Annotated in this window: 12 protein-coding genes; 4 read left to right on the plus strand and 8 right to left on the minus strand. The window is 43.5% G+C overall.

Features of this window, described 5'->3' with window-relative positions:
• Positions 1-46 precede the first annotated feature (46 nt).
• Positions 47-1,177 (minus strand): MBL fold metallo-hydrolase, encoded by a 1,131-nt coding sequence (locus P2W71_RS15320; protein ID WP_276372148.1) that lies wholly within the window; start codon positions 1,175-1,177, stop codon positions 47-49.
• A 198-nt stretch (positions 1,178-1,375) separates the two neighbouring features.
• On the opposite strand from P2W71_RS15320, the gene P2W71_RS15325 reads away from it, so the two are divergent.
• Positions 1,376-1,708 carry a PadR family transcriptional regulator gene (locus tag P2W71_RS15325; RefSeq protein ID WP_276372149.1) on the plus strand — a complete coding sequence of 111 codons (333 nt, stop codon included), beginning with the start codon at positions 1,376-1,378 and terminating at the stop codon, positions 1,706-1,708.
• Position 1,709: 1 nt separating this feature from the next.
• A complete protein-coding gene (locus P2W71_RS15330; protein ID WP_276372150.1) occupies positions 1,710-4,355 on the plus strand; it encodes an ABC transporter permease in 2,646 nt (881 codons plus the stop codon).
• A gap of 91 nt (positions 4,356-4,446) precedes the next feature.
• Here P2W71_RS15330 and P2W71_RS15335 read toward each other — a convergent pair whose 3' ends face one another.
• The 7 genes from P2W71_RS15335 to P2W71_RS15365 form a co-directional block, all read right to left on the minus strand.
• On the minus strand, positions 4,447-4,920 hold the full coding sequence (locus P2W71_RS15335) for a nuclear transport factor 2 family protein (protein WP_276372151.1): 474 nt from the start codon (positions 4,918-4,920) through the stop codon (positions 4,447-4,449).
• Between the two features lie 238 nt (positions 4,921-5,158).
• Positions 5,159-5,611: a DUF2269 family protein gene (locus P2W71_RS15340; protein ID WP_276372152.1), complete on the minus strand. Its 453-nt coding sequence runs from the start codon at positions 5,609-5,611 to the stop codon at positions 5,159-5,161.
• Between the two features lie 49 nt (positions 5,612-5,660).
• Complete coding sequence (locus P2W71_RS15345; protein ID WP_276372153.1) at positions 5,661-6,659, minus strand: hypothetical protein; 999 nt, start codon at positions 6,657-6,659, stop codon at positions 5,661-5,663.
• Between the two features lie 28 nt (positions 6,660-6,687).
• On the minus strand, positions 6,688-7,383 hold the full coding sequence (locus P2W71_RS15350) for a hypothetical protein (protein ID WP_276372154.1): 696 nt from the start codon (positions 7,381-7,383) through the stop codon (positions 6,688-6,690).
• Positions 7,380-9,161, minus strand: a complete 1,782-nt coding sequence (locus P2W71_RS15355) for a hypothetical protein (RefSeq protein ID WP_276372156.1) — start codon at positions 9,159-9,161, stop codon at positions 7,380-7,382. Before P2W71_RS15355 ends, P2W71_RS15350 begins: the two co-directional genes overlap by 4 nt.
• Positions 9,162-9,312: 151 nt before the next feature.
• Positions 9,313-10,119 (minus strand): hypothetical protein, encoded by an 807-nt coding sequence (locus P2W71_RS15360; RefSeq protein ID WP_276372157.1) that lies wholly within the window; start codon positions 10,117-10,119, stop codon positions 9,313-9,315.
• Positions 10,120-10,237: 118 nt separating this feature from the next.
• Positions 10,238-10,513 (minus strand): DUF1905 domain-containing protein, encoded by a 276-nt coding sequence (locus P2W71_RS15365; protein WP_276372158.1) that lies wholly within the window; start codon positions 10,511-10,513, stop codon positions 10,238-10,240.
• A 441-nt stretch (positions 10,514-10,954) separates the two neighbouring features.
• Between P2W71_RS15365 and P2W71_RS15370 the strand changes: the two genes are divergently transcribed.
• Together P2W71_RS15370 and P2W71_RS15375 are read left to right on the plus strand one after the other, a co-directional pair.
• Positions 10,955-15,160, plus strand: a complete 4,206-nt coding sequence (locus P2W71_RS15370) for a T9SS type A sorting domain-containing protein (protein WP_276372159.1) — start codon at positions 10,955-10,957, stop codon at positions 15,158-15,160.
• Positions 15,161-15,570: 410 nt separating this feature from the next.
• Positions 15,571-15,834, plus strand: a complete 264-nt coding sequence (locus P2W71_RS15375; protein ID WP_276372160.1) for a hypothetical protein — start codon at positions 15,571-15,573, stop codon at positions 15,832-15,834.
• Positions 15,835-16,204: the final 370 nt, after the last annotated feature.

Genomic DNA, 16,204 nt, shown 5'->3' on the forward strand with positions numbered 1-16,204 from the left:
CAGCGGGTTCGTATAATTCCTTAATATCCGTTTTGCTGCTGTTTTTTTATTTCCACCATGTGGAATGAGGAAATTCAGGCTGCTGCAATACAACTGCTTCACCGATCTTGGGCGTCGTAATCGGGACGAGTCTTTCATGGGCGCGTGTGGTTACCCGGTTAATAGGGTCCGTCCAGGTATGCATGGCCAGGGTAAAGGCGCCCCAGTGTATAGGCATCATCAGTTTACCCTTCAAGTCAAGTGCCGCTTCTACCGTTTGCTCAGGCATCATGTGAATATCCTTCCAGAGTTCATTATACTGCCCGCATTCCAGCATAACAAAATCGAAAGGGCCATACTTATTACCAATCTCTTTAAAATGCGGACCATATCCGCTGTCGCCGCTGAAGTACACGTTGCTGTTGTCAGTTTTCACAACCCATGACGCCCATAAAGTGGTGAAGCCGTTGAACAAACCTCTGCCAGAAAAGTGGCGCGCAGGCGTACAAATAAAAGTAAAGCCATTTTCTTTAGATTCCTGCCACCAGTCAAGCTCAATAATTTTTTCAGCAGGAACATTCCATTTCTCCAAATGAACGCCGACACCTAATGGAACATAAAATCTTCCCACTTTGTCTTTGAGTTTGATGATGGACTCATAATCCAGGTGATCATAATGATCATGAGACAACACAACGGCATCAATAAAGGGCAACTTGTCAATATTTATAGGAAGTTCTTTGCTATACCGTTTTGGGCCTAAGAGGGGATGAGGAGACGGAGATTTACCTAACATCGGATCAAAGAAAATTCTTTTTCCTTCCATTTCCAGCAGACATGCTGAATGGCCGAACCAGGTAAGGCGCTTTAAAGCTGGTGGCTTTCCGATGATTTGAAGAGAGTCTATTTTCTGAACAGGAAGAGGAGACGCCGGCTCAAGACCAGGGAGTTCTTTAAATAAAAAGTCATAGAGCACACGAATTGTATTCACGAAACCGATGTCACGGGTTGTAGGAATTGCATTGACAAAAATGCCATCCTTAAACTGTGCTGACTGCGCGTATTGTTGTTGTTGTGCCTTAGAAGGAGATCCGCCAAATTGCGGGCTGAGGTTGATAAATAGTGTTGCCGTGACGAGAACAATGATGACCATACCCGCTATCGCAATTCCAAATAGTTTGATCCCTTTTTTAATCATTTTTAGAAAACATCAATGTGCGTAACACCCGAACATAGAATCAATGACGGCGACAAGATCGTTTTATTTTAATTGTAATAAGGGAACTACCAAATAAATTTTGACAGGTCACTCAAATGTGAAAATATTTTTATTGGATTTGTAACCTCTTTCGAAATCTTTGGTACCTTAGGCAAAGGTGAAACAAATAACCTTTTTATGAAAGGAACTTCATTAGGAGAATTTGAAGAATTAGTGCTGTTATCCGTGGGCATTTTGTTTGATGATGCCTATGGGCTGGCGATCGTCGATGAATTGCAAAATAAAACCGGACGAAATATCATGATCAGTTCGGTGCACAAAGCTTTAGTCCGCCTTCAGGAAAAAGGTTATCTCAAGTCCCGAATGGGTGGGGCAACAACCATAAGAGGTGGCAGAGACAAGCGACTTTACACCCTTACACCCGCAGGAGTAAGTGTGCTCCGAGAAATGAAAGAGCTACGAAACCAGATGTGGAAAGAGGTTCCTAAAATTGTTTGGGAAGTAAAATAATATGCTAGAAAATAACACACCGCCTCGTTGGGCAATCCGTTTCTTCGAATGGTTTTGCAATGATCATTTATCAGAAGCAGTATTAGGTGACTTGCTCCACCTGTACGATAGAAGAATCAACACAGTGGGAAAATGGAAAGCAGATATTTTGTTTGTCTGGAATGTGGTTCAATTCATACAGCCATTTGCACTCCGAAAGAAAAATATGTCAAACTTGAATAACCTCACCATGTATAAAAACTATTTCAAAGTTGCGTTGAGAAATATGTCTGCGCAAAAAATGTATACAGCCATCAAAATTGGTGGCTTTGCACTGGGACTTGCTACATGCATTGTGATAGCGCTTTTCATCCGCCATGAATTAAGTTATGATAATCACTATAAAAACGTTAATGATATCTATCGGGTGTACAACGAACAGACTGCGCCTGAGGCTGGGAAATGGACTGCCTTCCCCGCACCTTTTGTGCCTTTGTTAAAATCAAGTTTTCCTGAAGTCGAGTTAGCGGCAAGACTGATTCCTTATTCATGGTTCAATGCCGGCACTAATCTGGTGCGCAAAGATGATCAAGTAGAAAACACCTATGAAGAGGGGTTCGCTTACGCCGATCCAGAATTGCTTGAGATACTTGAGATCCCGATGGTGTATGGAAATCGATCGAGTGCTTTGAGTCAGCCGAGCACCATCGTTATATCTAAAAAGAAAGCCGACAAATATTTTCCGGGAGAAGACCCAACTGGGAAGATTATTGTGTTGAATGATGATAAAAAAATCAGCCTGACCATCGGCGGTGTCATGGAGGATTTTAAGCCGACGTCTCATTTACAATTTGATTTTTTTATCACACTTTCCGGAAAAGAATTCTGGCAGGGCGAACAAACGAGCTGGTGTTGCTGGAATTATAATCCCTATATCAAGCTTCGTGCAGGAACAGATCCGGTTGAATTTGAAAAGAAAATGTTATCCCTCAAAAAGGTATACATCGAATACCTAATTAAAGAAAAAAATCAATCTGTCGACGACGTGCGCAAATACTACGGTTTTCGACTTCAGCCCGTCAAAGACGTTCACTTATACTCCGATGGCATTGGTGATATTATCCCACACGGTGACATTAGATACATTTGGATGTTTGGCGGTATTGCTATTTTCATTCTTGCGTTGGCGTGTATTAACTTCGTTAACCTTTCAACAGCAAAGTCAGCCAATCGCGCCAAAGAAGTGGGGCTAAGAAAGGTGGTTGGTTCCCATCGTTCATCGCTGGTTAATCAATTTCTAAGCGAGTCGATTTTATACAGCATCGTTTCATTTCTATTAGCGCTCGGAATACTCTCAATTGGTCTTCCTTATTTCAACCAGCTGGCGGGCAAAGTCATTGACGTACCGTGGAAGGAATGGTGGTTTCTTCCGGGTGTCATCGGGGCATCCATCATTGTTGGCCTTGTCGCCGGCTTGTACCCATCTTTTTATCTGTCTGCGTTCAAGCCCATTGACGTACTTAAAGGAAGTGTTGCAAGAGGTATGAAGAACTCAAGGCTCAGGAGCGTAATGGTGGTTTTCCAGTTCACTACATCCATTGTATTGATCATTGGTACGTTTGTGATTTACCAGCAAATGAATTATATCCTTACCAAAAAAATTGGCTATGACAAAGAGCAGGTTATTATGGTGCAGGGCGTAAATACGCTTGGCGATCAGCAACGAACTTTTAAGGATGAGTTGCTAAGACTTGCCAGCGTTCAAAATGTTACCCTCACACAATATTTTCCCGTGGCAGGTACAAAGCGCGATATGAATCAATTCTGGCGCGACGGAAAATCACAAGAAGAGAAAAGCAATGGCGCACAGGTATGGTATGTTGATGAGGACTATATCAACACGATGGGAATGAAGCTTGTTGCAGGAAGAAATTTTCAAAAAGATCTGGCTTCGGATTCCAGTGCTATCATCATCAACCAATCTATGGTAAAGGTCTTTGGGTTCAAACAACCCCTGGGTGAGCGGATCATGAACTGGCGGACCTGGACGGTAATTGGTGTTGTGGAAGATTTTCATTTCGAAAATATGAAGGACAAGATAGAGCCGTTGTGTTTTGTCCGCGGCGGCTGGGGTAATATCGCAGCCATAAAACTAAAAACCCACAAGATGGAGGACGCCATACAATCAATCACGGAAGTATGGAAAAAATTTCTTCCGCATCAGACCATTCGTTATACTTTTTTGGATGAAAGCTATGCGCGCATGTATGATGACGTAAGGCGGACAGGAAACATATTTGCCAGCTTCGCCATTCTTGCAATCATTGTAGCATGCCTGGGATTATTCGCGCTTTCCGCCTTCATGGTTGAACAACGAAACAAAGAGATCAGTATACGTTTGGTATTGGGTGCTTCACTTCAAAATATATTCCGGCTGCTAACCGATCAGTTTATAAAACTGGTATTGATCTCCTTTCTGCTTTCTATTCCGCTTGCCTGGTATGTAATGCAAAGGTGGCTGGAGGATTATGAATACAAGATTGAGATTGGATGGCAAGTGTTTGTTGTTGCTGGAATAGTTTCTGTATTGATTGCATTGCTGACTGTGAGTTACCAATCGATACGTGCAGCATTGGCGAATCCGGCGAATAATCTCAGGTCGGAATAAACATATTTATTAATGAATGCCACCACGGAGTCCGGTTTATTTTCGTGGTGGCACTCAACTAGTGTTTGTAATGGTTAGACTTTTCTGAGCTTTAATTTGCCGGCCCATGATCATAGCTGATCACTCTGGCGATTTTCCATTGATCTTGTTCGTACTTCCAGAGGTGTGTATATTTTGCCTTGCCGTCGAGTTTCTCTTTTCCATCTTCACCTTTAACGTAAAAAACGTGTTCACCCGTTTGTACGGCCCCATACTTGTCCATTAGAAAAACTTTCATTGTTCCTGGCACGGGTTCTCGTCTCAGGTAAAAAGGACGTTCACCACAAAAATTGTTTTTTTGCATTTGCATAAATGCTGCACGCGATTTTGTTAGCCCACCCTTGTCATGATAAAATTCGAGATCTTCAGTGAAGAACGATTCGACTTTTTGAGCGTTGCATTTGTAGACAACCGCGAACATGATACTGTCGAGCGATTTTATTTTTTGAAATAGATCATCTTTGGGACCTGTTTGTGCGCTTGCAGTGAAACACATCAACATGAGTACGGCGGTTAATATTTTCATTGTGTAAAGTTATTTGGATGGCCGGTGCAACACCCGTGCCGACGTTAGAAAGTCAGTATTCGCCACAAAAGATCACGCGCTAAAAACAGGATTGTTCATATTTGTACAGATTGATGCCCTGTTTTGTACAGATGCCGCCGATCTTTAGGAGTAATCTAAATGACTTTGAAACTGAAGTTGAAGTGGATTTAAACAATAGAGATACCGTTCGAACTTTACTTACCTGTTATAGGATAGTTTAAGGTTTGATCACCATCATCCCAACAATGGTGACAGCCAATAAAAACAATATTGCACCGATACCCATTTGCTTTTTTTCAATGGCTTTGTATTCGGGGGTATCCATGGTGTCGTTCTCTAGCATAGAAATTTGTTTCTTCAAAGTAGGTGAATACACGGCGAATGCCAGAATGCCCATAATTCCGAAAAGGATGAGCGGGTAAAGAATCCAGGTAACGGATAGGATATTGTAATCAGCGATGTATGCCATTGTAAGACCTGAGATAAGGATAAGGCCATAACATGGATTTGCGACCTTGCCGTCCATGAACCTGATTCCTTTCAGAGCAAAGATCAGGTGATTTTTTTCCATTTTCCCTTTCACCATCCAGATGATATAAGAAAAGTTGAAACCTACGGCGATGATGACCGCAAAAACGTGAATGAATTTCAATATTTGGTAAAAGCTCATCTCCGAAATTTAAAAATAATGTCTTAAAGTACGGCCGTCAACTCAAGTTTTAAAATCCCGTGATGTTTCGAATCGCTCCCGTTTCCATATCTAACACATACGTTGCCGAATACCTTCCACCCGGAAGGACATAGGATGTAGCAATCGATGAGGCTCCAAAATACATTTGTGTTACGTCGTTTGCACCAGTCTTAGACATCTTGGAAGGCCCATTGAAATAAAAGGTACCGTTTCGTCTATTTAACTCAAAAAAATGATGGTGATAAAGAATGTACAACTTATTGTTACTGGCAAACGCATACAGTGCTGGTACCTCCGTTTCCTCTTCGCCACACAAGACCTTTATTGGTGATGATAATTTCACTTTACATCCATAAGGAATAGAGGGTTGGTTGTTAACAAACTCATCGAACGAAGTATAATAACCGTCTTTGTATTCTGTGTCGTTTAAAATAGGCATCGATAGTGGATTCCGCAAGGTGACCATGGGATCCAACAATTCTTCCAGTGTATACGAACGATCTGTTTTAACGTCGTTTTTCTTTTGACTAAAAGTGGTAAGTGCTTTTTCCAGGATTGTAACAATATTGGCAGCCTGTTTAGACGTTACATCTAAGCCTTTCGGTTCTGCGGAGGTAAAAATGCTCGTTATATGATAATAAAGGTTTTCATATCGAAGAAAAAAATCAATGCTGAGCTCTGCTTTTGCAGTCTCTTTTACCAAGGTTGTATTTTCTGAAATCTTTAAAGCGGTAATTCTAAGAGATAAGCCGCTGGGTTGTGGATACAATCCAGCGTTTTCTAACAGCGATTCTATTTCCTTAAGACCTGGTTTTTCAAACGTTGCGAATACAGGTTTGTTATTTAACCCCGTTTGAATAAGTCCAATACTGTTTTTATCCTTTCGAGCATCTATGATTTCAGCCACTGTTAAGTTGATACCTTGGATGTCGAGTTTAAATTCATCCAATGAAATTTTATATAATTTTTGTGCACGCGCATTTAATGTTGCAAGGAACAGCATGATGACCACCGTTATTTTCTTCATATGCATAAGTTGTTTCTTTAGCCTCTAGTTATCTTTTGAAATGATAAGCTACTCCTAACCCTACCCGAAATCCAGACCAGTCCAACGTTACCTTTTTCCCGTCTTTATCTTCAAGAGAATAAGAATCATTGGTACTGTAAAGGAGCTCACCTTTATAGAAGTTAAAATTATATCCGCCTTGAAGTTCAAGCTCAAACGCATTGAATACCTTGCGTGAATAAGAAAGCCCTGATTCAATCCCTAAGTTTACGGAGGTAAATTTTACTTTTTCGCTTTCTAGCGGTTCGCCTAGCCGGGTGGTAAGTAATAAAACATACCGGCCAAACACAACGGTAGGCTTAGCAGTAATTTTTAAGTATCCCAATGAGGCATTTCGATTTAAAAGCACAGCGAAGGGGGCGCCAAATTCGAAATATCGTACATTCTGGTCCGCACTTATCGAACCTGAATAATCGGTATAATTGATCCTGGACCCGGTTGATCCATAGCTACCGCTACCCCCGACATAACAGTTTCCTATTCGCTGAAGAATGGATAGTGTATAAAACGGATATGGAGGAAATTTGTCAACGAATCTAGCATCGACAGGAAAGCTTTGTTGAAGATTTTCGCCATGGTACTTCATACTTTTCATCGCATAGGTACCTATGCCTGTTGTAAACTGGATTTGCTGCGCGAACCCGTGTTGGGCAATGAGGAAAAGAAGTATATAAAAATATTTCATTCCAAAACTTCTATGTAAAGGCCCCGGCCCGGTATAAAGAGGAATCCATTTAAAAGCACTGCCTGTGCGGTAAGCTTGATATGCTTATAGCCACCCGTCTCAATGTTTACTAAATATGCATCATTCGAGTTTCGCCTAGTCCACAACATATACTTTGTTTGATGATCGTAGGAACTGAATTGAAAACCATTCTGGGGTGGCCCCACATCTCGTAGCCATGACAATGTGTTCGCGTCATACAGGGCCATAGATGAACCCTTGTTGAACATCACTTCATTGGATTTATCGGTTCTGAAACCGATAAACTGCGCAGCAGGATTTAGGGAGCCGATCAGCGTACTTGTATCACCTGGAATAACTTTGTACACCTGATGGTTTGATAGGGTGATAAAATACTTCCCATCGTCAGCCATTCGCATTGGCAATGCGGTTACATCGAACTGCGTGCTGGAGATTCCCGTGGAGAATAATGCCTTGTCATTCTGAAGGTCATAGACGGAAGCGTTGTAATGAAACTTTCCAAAATTTCTATAAAAGGCCTTTACAATAATCACCCCATTACCAGCAACATTCCAGCCGATAACGGATGATCCCGTAACGCGCGTTTTCATGGTCCCTGTTTCAATATCAACCTGATTAATTCTATCTGTTGGAAAATTATAGTAGTACTTTCCAGGGTACGGAAACGTGCTCAATTCAGCATTTTGCTCACGTGTTATTTTAAAATCACTATTCATGAACAGGATCTTATGAGGGTAGTCTTGTGCTAAAACGTATGCGTGAATATGCGGACTATAGTAGATCGATCTGGCTACAGGAATTGAATCACCTAAGATGAACGCATGTTGGACGGTGTTAAATGCAATGTCATTTTTAATAGCATTTACCTCGAATGTTACCGCCTGTTGATCGCCAAAAAATAAATTTGACAGCTTGATAGTTCTGACTGTATCACTTATATCTGTTATTGTTACTGCGATGTTGGGAGGATTACTAATTACATATTCTTTGAATGCCTTATGGAATGGATTTTTATTCCACTTGAGGGTCGCTGAAGTGTCCTGTTTATTGAAAGTAAATTGGATGAGCGGGTTGTATGAATAATTTCGTTCAGCATTAGAAGACCCAACGGCACTATGAATGGAAACACCATATTTAACGGACTTGGGGCCGCCGCTGTAGCCGTCGTCAAACCAAGAATTTTGATTGGCATCTTTGATTTCTGTAGCGTATGAAATGCCATCCGCGTAGCGGTAGACAACATACTTTTGGAAATTTGGTTTTAAATATTTTGGCCAGGTTACTTTTAAAAGTCCATTTTCTATTCGCAAGTCAACGGTTGGGGTAGCAGGCCTGGAAAAATCACAAACCAGTACCCATTTTTTGAAACCGCTCAACTCCTCGCCACCGAGTACATCAGCAAGACTGCCGGTACCGGTAGTGGATGTAAATTCTATCAATAGTTCAAATGTTCCGGATTGGCTTGTTGAGTAAACATTAAATTCTCCGATCGATGAATTCGATCCACTGACATAGGCGACTCGACCGACGCTTGCGCGAACCGATTTTATTCTGCCGCCATTCGTATTAATGTTGTAATGGAATTTCGTTGATTCATAAATTCGGATAGTGTCACCTTCATTCGCTTCCGACAATGAAATCGAAGCTTTCGAAACGTCTGGCGGATCAACGGTATTAAAATATTCTTCGTCGGAACTAAAGGTACAACTAGTTAAAAATAACAGAATCAACGCAATAAGCCAAGTATCGATACGCATATGTACAACAATCCTGCAAGCTACACGGAGGGTTTAAATAATGACAATGATAAAAGTTTTCCCTTTTCATGCCCTGCATCATTTGGCACAAATACCGTAAGCTAGCAACCCATGAAGACCTAAACACCTAAACACCTAAACACGTAAACACCTAAACACCCAAAGACCTCCCCATCGCCTCCCAATCAAATCCTGTTTCAATTCTATTGTGTCTCAGCGCCGGTATCTGCGTTGTAATGATCAGTTTCGTCCCCGCAAGGTCGGCCAGGTGATGCTGGGGAATCTGCCGTTTTATCGCTTTGATTTGTTTGAACTTCACTTTTGGAAAAAATCCCTGAACAGTTTCTTTCAGCACATTGATGTTATCCATGCCGTACATCAATACAACTGCAGGTTTGTATGTTTTGATGTTTTGTAAAATTTTTTCCATGCGACTGTGGTATACGTGTTCTTGAAATAACGCACGACTTTTCAGGAAAGGAAATTGTGGCAGATCAAGCCAGCTGTAGTACCAAGCATGGTTATGGGTAGGTAGCGGATACAACGGGATCAACGCTTCATGGTGTCTTGATGGCGACAGAAACGAGACCTTTTGATACTCCAGCAGATCAGGCAGTTTTTGGCCGCTGCACCCATGCACAAAAGCGATGAGATTTTTCCAGAGGCCATGTTGTACGGCACTAGGGCCAAAGCGGTAGTCGTAAAAATTTGAAAATATATTTGCACGTGGTCCGTCCAACCGGGCGGCTACATGCCGATAGAGTTCCCGAATATCGCAAAGCGTGGCATTTGAACTTGATGTATAGTTGTTATAAAAAAAGTTAAACTTCTCTGCTTCTTCTTCAGGTAAATCACCGCCGCTCTCTTCGTGCGCAATGAACCAGTGCTTTGCATGCCATGATCCGTAGCCATAAAAATTATCGATCCAGTGTTTTATAGCTTTTTCTTGAATAATCATTGGATGTAGGATTAAAAAATTGGCGAACGACAGGGCTGCAATCTCGCAATTTATTAGAAGTTATTTCGTATGTTTTTTTGATTGTTAGCACCGCTGCGCACCGATGATAGTTTGAAGTTCAGCGTTTCGCGTGTAGCCGTACGGTAACCATATCACCAGCGTTCTTGCCAATAGCCTTTCTGACTTCTGCTTTAATGGGGAGTTTGTGCGAGCCATCACCCAGCGCCATGAATGAACTCTGAAATGGATGGCCATCTACCGTGCCACTCACTTTTACCAGGCCGCGCGTTCCGAAGAAAGTCACTGACTCCGGCCAGGTTACATAAGTCCATCCGCCTTTGGCAGTGCTCTTCTTAAGTGTCGCAGTAAATGCTTTATTGATTTTTTTAGCCATCGCTACTTCTTAATTTATCCAGGTTAAAGGTAAGCACATCAAATAAAAATTACCGGTGGTTAAAACGCCATCGTCCGGGGTAGCATGCGACAAAATGAAATGATGTCCTCCATTGAGGTGATCGATCGGTATTGCGATAAAGACGACCAATCGTTTACCTTCTTAGGCTTTCTTTTGGTCACATCATCTTTTGCTCCATCAAAAAAAAGAAAGGTGTGGCTTAGTCCAACCCTCGTTTTTGCAGACGTTCAAACATTCTCTTTAAATCGTCAAAGCACGCTAGCTCCTAAAACTGATTTCAATCATTGCATTTCAGCATTTAAAATCATTGAACATGCCCATTCATAAGCGATACCTTATCATGCGGTTTTATGAGTGATGAGTCACAAAATTCGCCAGTTATTCCCACTCCATTGTGTCAAAACTTAAACAAACAATTAAATGAAAGTTACCCTCCACTTCCCAAAAGGCCTTGTTCAAAAGCTCATGAGTAATGCATGGCAGTCATGGTCAATTACTTTATCAGCTATGAAGGCGTCACAGAAAATATGGTTGGTAGGATTTCTATTTTCCCTTATTTTCTTTGCCTCGTACGCGCAGAAGTCGACTGCATTATTGCCGAAAGGTGATTCTTGTCTGCGTTCTCCCCAACCGACCAGCATCCGCTTAGGACAGCGAGCCGCGAGTTCATCTGCCCAGATACGTTTAGCGTATGTAATTCCCTCCAACCGTACTGCACAGCCCGATGGTGTAGCGGATTTTCAAAATGCTATTAAAATCGGACAACAATGGTTCAAAGAACAAATGGAGCAACTCGGCTTTGGTCCAAAGACATTTGCCGTGGAAACGGAAGCGGATGGAGTAACTCCCCTGGTACATGTAGTGCATGTTGCAGAGACAGATGATTATTTACGCGGGGATATTTGGGGCAGAACTCAGACAGCAGCCATTAACGCTGGTCTTAGTTTATGGGCTACAGGCGAAGTGTGGGTAGTGATTCCAGAGGCCCATTTGATGTTGTCTGATGGGACGGTAACGGGAGGTATGGCCGGCGGTGCAAGTTTCGGTTCAGGAGATAATCCGGGCCTTGCAATGATCGGAAGCAATGCGTTACCCTTATTTCGGCCGGGAGCTATGACCGATGATACGTCCTATGATGGAAAAGTATTGCCCGCCCTCGGACCTTTCCCCATGAAACAGGACGTCACGTTTTCGTGGTTTGAGGGAACCACGCTTAGTTCCCTAGCCTCGACGTGGCTAGGGGCGTTATGGCATGAGATGGGCCATGCTGTCGCTGCTCTTCCTCACGACTTCAGAAACGATGAAAATTTTCACGGCAACATTATGGGGAATGGCTTGCGAGGTACCAGAGGTAGCCTTTTCCCGGAAAAGTATCCCCAAGACTACACGCGATTGGAATATTCGTCTGCATTAATCTTAAATGGTAGTCACTATTTTAACAACGACAAGATCGTGACGTCGGGGCCTGGTTTATCATTCTCAAACTCTGGCACAATCACGCCTGAAAACGGACACGTAAAAATTGAATTTCAGGCCACGGATGAAGATTCCCTTGCAATGGCGTATCTGGGCTACCGCGGAGAAATTGTGGCTGAACTGGTGTTAGATGGCAATGCAGTTGACACTGCGTTTAGAGTGCCATATTTTATACCCGGTGAAGTTAACCCGTTTGATTTCAGTGTGTATGACAAGCAAGGCAACAGAGCATTTAGTGGTCCATTGGATTTTTTCATTCCGGCAGGGTACAACAAGGCTCCTATTCCCTTTATTCGTATAGAGCCACCTGTTCCGGGCCTGAATCAGCCTGTCCGCTTGGATGCCTCGCGATCATCGTCGGTTTTCTCTTTGACGGCAGCGTGGGATGTTGACAACGATGGGCAATATGATACGCCGCCGACGACCAACATGGTGACGGATTACCTTTATCAAAGTGGAGGTAATTATTTGATCAGGTTGAAATTAACAGACGACGCGGGGGCGGAGACGGTTTCCACCCCTGTGAGCGTCAAGATTCCAGGGGAGAAAAATGTTGCAATCGAAAACTTTAGATTGATCGATGCGGACAATGATAGCACTATTCGGGTCATGCAAAATAATATGGTGATACGATATAGCGCGTGGAAAGGTAAAACATTTAGTATTGAAGCCAAACCATCCGGTGTCGTTATAGACCATATCGAATTTGAACTTACCGGTCCAATCAACCATAAACAAACAGAACGCGTTGCACCTTATTCATTGTTTGGGGATAATCCGCCTGGTAGCTACAATGGTAAACAGTTATTGGTGGGAGATTATACGTTGACGGCGACGCCATACTCGTCTGGCGGAAAGGGAATTTCGCGGACAGTCTTCTTCCGGGTAATAGACAGCAATCTCACATCGCCTCCTGTAGTAGTATTTGACAAGACTTTTGGTGGCAAGGGTAGTGACTATCAAGGTAAAATGATTGCCACTAACGACGGAGGTTATTTGATGGCCGGAACGTCCGATTCTAATATGTCAGGTGACAAAACGGAAAATGCTAGGGGTTCTGCAGATTATTGGATTCTTAAACTCGATTCAGAGTACAATAAGGAATGGGACAAAACCATTGGAGGAGATGGATATGATGAGCTTTGGAGTGTCGTACCTGCGTTTGACGGAGGCTATCTTCTGGCAGGATATACTACGTCTGGGCGATCGGCGGATAAAAGCGAAGACAGCAGGGGTGACTATGATTATTGGGTGGTTAAAGTTGACAAGTATGGAAACAAGCAATGGGATAGAACTTTTGGAGGCTCAGGCCAAGATCAGCTTCGTATAGCCACAACAACTCCTGATGGATGTTACCTACTTGGTGGCTTTTCGTCGTCTGATTTGTCTGGAGATAAAACGGAAGGTGGCCAAGGCGGCTACGACTACTGGATAGTAAAAATTGATCGCCATGGCAATAAAATTTGGGATAAGACGATTGGGGGTTCAGACCGGGATTACCTTAATTCAATAATTGCTACAATTGATGGTTCATTGCTGTTTGGATTTTCCTATTCGGATTTGTCGGGCGATAAGAGTGAGAACAGTAAAGGATTGAAGGATTACTGGGTGGTGAAAATTGACGATCAGGGCAACAAGGTATGGGACAAAACCATCGGCGGTTATAATATCGAGGAACTTGAGGCTGCCATTGCTACGGATGATGGTGGGTATTTGATGGGAGGGTATTCTAATTCCGACTTATCGGGAGATAAAAGCGAGGATAGCCAAGGGGTAGGTGATTTTTGGGTTGTTAAAATCGATGCTTCCGGCAACAAACATTGGGATAGAACTTTTGGAGGAAATGAACATGAAAGCATTACCAGTTTCGCCCGTACTCCGGATGGAGATTATCTATTGGGTGGCTATTCCAGGTCAGATACATCCGGAGATAAAAGTGAAGATAATAGAAGTGACCTCTTTGATGTCCCTGATTATTGGGTAGTTAAGATTGATGCCGTTGGCAATAAATTATGGGATAAAACTATAGGCGGCAATGACGGTGAGGCCATTGCAAGTATGATTGTAACTGACGAAGGTTATCTGCTGGCGGGATCTTCCAACTCAGCTGCCTCTGGAGATAAAACTACGGATAGCAAAAGTGATTTCGTTCCCGAAATCGAACGATTTTATCCGGATTTTTGGATCGTTAAGCTACAGGAATCGGGTCCAGCTGCTGTGACAAGTCTCACACTAATAAATGCCTACACCGAGCAACCAATCAAGCAACTCAAAAACGGCGATGTTATCCGCCTAACGGAAACCGGCAGATTCCTAGACGTTCGGGCCGATATTCCTGCTGCTAATATAACACAGGTAGATTTTCATCTAAAAGGCCCCCTTACGCATCAGCAGACAGAGCGCGTAGCACCTTATGCTTTGTTTGGCGACCTTCAAGGCAACTTCAACGGTAGATATATATTACCAGGCGCATATACCCTCACCGTTACGCCCTATATCAACAATAGCAAAGCAGCTAGCCTTACCGTTTCGTTTGCAGTTACCGAAGGCTTCAACATCACAGGCTTTACGCTCATCGATGCAACGTTGGATCAACCAATAGGTGCACTTGCTGAAGGCCAGGTTATTGATCTATCGATATTGAACGACCATAAGCTCGCCGTCCGTGCTGATAGCGACCCGCTTCAACTGGAGAAGGTAGACCTCACGTTGCAAGGTCCTTTTACTTATGCGAGTACTGAGCGGGTTTATCCTTATGCTTTATTCGGGGATGTAACACAGAATGGTTCCACGGACTACACCGGGGCTAAAATGTTTCCGGGTACTTATACCCTCACTGCTGTACCTTACTTCGGTAGTATCAAGGGGAGTGCCCATGCCATCACCTTTACAGTTATAAAAGGAGGTGCAACATACAGGCAGGTTGAGGTATATCCTATACCTTCATCGGATGTCATCAATATCAAAAACGAAGCAAATACCACGGCTCACATTACGCTTTTAGACTTCAGCGGAAACGTTGTGTTGGATCGTACTTTACGTCAGGAATCAATTGAACAACTCGATGTTAAGGGATTGGGAAGGGGCATTCACTATCTCAAAGTAGTTGGCCCGAAAGGAGTAGAGATTATTCGCGTGGTAATAGAGTAGGGGAGTATAGACCCGCTACGCCGTTGTTGGTCTTGTGGGTGAGACCGAGCGTTGGTGACCAACGACCGCAGGCAATCGGATAACAGATTTCGATAGCACACGGGCTCCTGTGAATGGAAAAATTCAAATGGAAGAACAAACGGAATTAGCGTTGAACTTTGAACCGCGCACTTCCAAAACCTGTCATCCAAGTTCGTGCGGTTGTTGGTGGACCTCACGCACCGGCCCCGCGCAACACCAACAACGGCGGGTATGGCGCACTAGTCCCGACGCCGTTGTTGGTCTTGTGCGGTAGACCGCGCGTTGCTGACCAACGACCGCAGGCAGTCGGATAACAGATTTCGATAGCACACGGACTACCGTGAATGGGAAAATTCAAGTGAAAGAACAAACGGAATTAGCGTTGAACTTTGAACCGTAAACTTCCAAATCCTGTCATCCAAGTTCGTGCGGTTGTTGGTGGAGCTCACGCACAAGCTCCGCGCAACACCAACAACGGCGGGTATGGCGCACTTGTCCCGACGCCGTTGTTGGTCTTGTGGGTGAGACCGAGCGTTGGTGACCAACGACTGCAGGCAACCGGAATAACAGATTTTGATAGCACACGGGCTCCTGTGAATGGAAAAATTCAAATGGAAGAACAAACGGAAGTAGCGTTGAGGTTTGAACCGTAAACTTCCAAATCCTGTCATCCAAGTTCGTGCGGTTGTTGGTGGAGCTCACGCACAAGCTCCGCGCAACACCAACAACGGCGGGTATGGCGCGCTTGTCCCGACGCCGTTGTTGGTGTTGTGGGTGAGACCGAGCGTTGTGACCAACGACTGCAGGCAAGAGGAATATCAGATTTTGATAGCACACGGGCTCCTGTGAATGGAAAAATTCAAATGGAAGAACAAACGGAAGTAGCGTTGAGGTTTGAACCGTAAACTTCCAAACCCTGTCATCAAAGTTCGTGCGGTTGTTGGTGGACCTCACGCACTGGCTCCGCGCAACACCAACAACGGCGGGTATGGCGCACTTGTCGTTCACTTTCAATTCCTGTCA

The organism is Chryseolinea sp. H1M3-3, assembly GCF_029360725.1.
GTDB lineage: Bacteria > Bacteroidota > Bacteroidia > Cytophagales > Cyclobacteriaceae > Chryseolinea.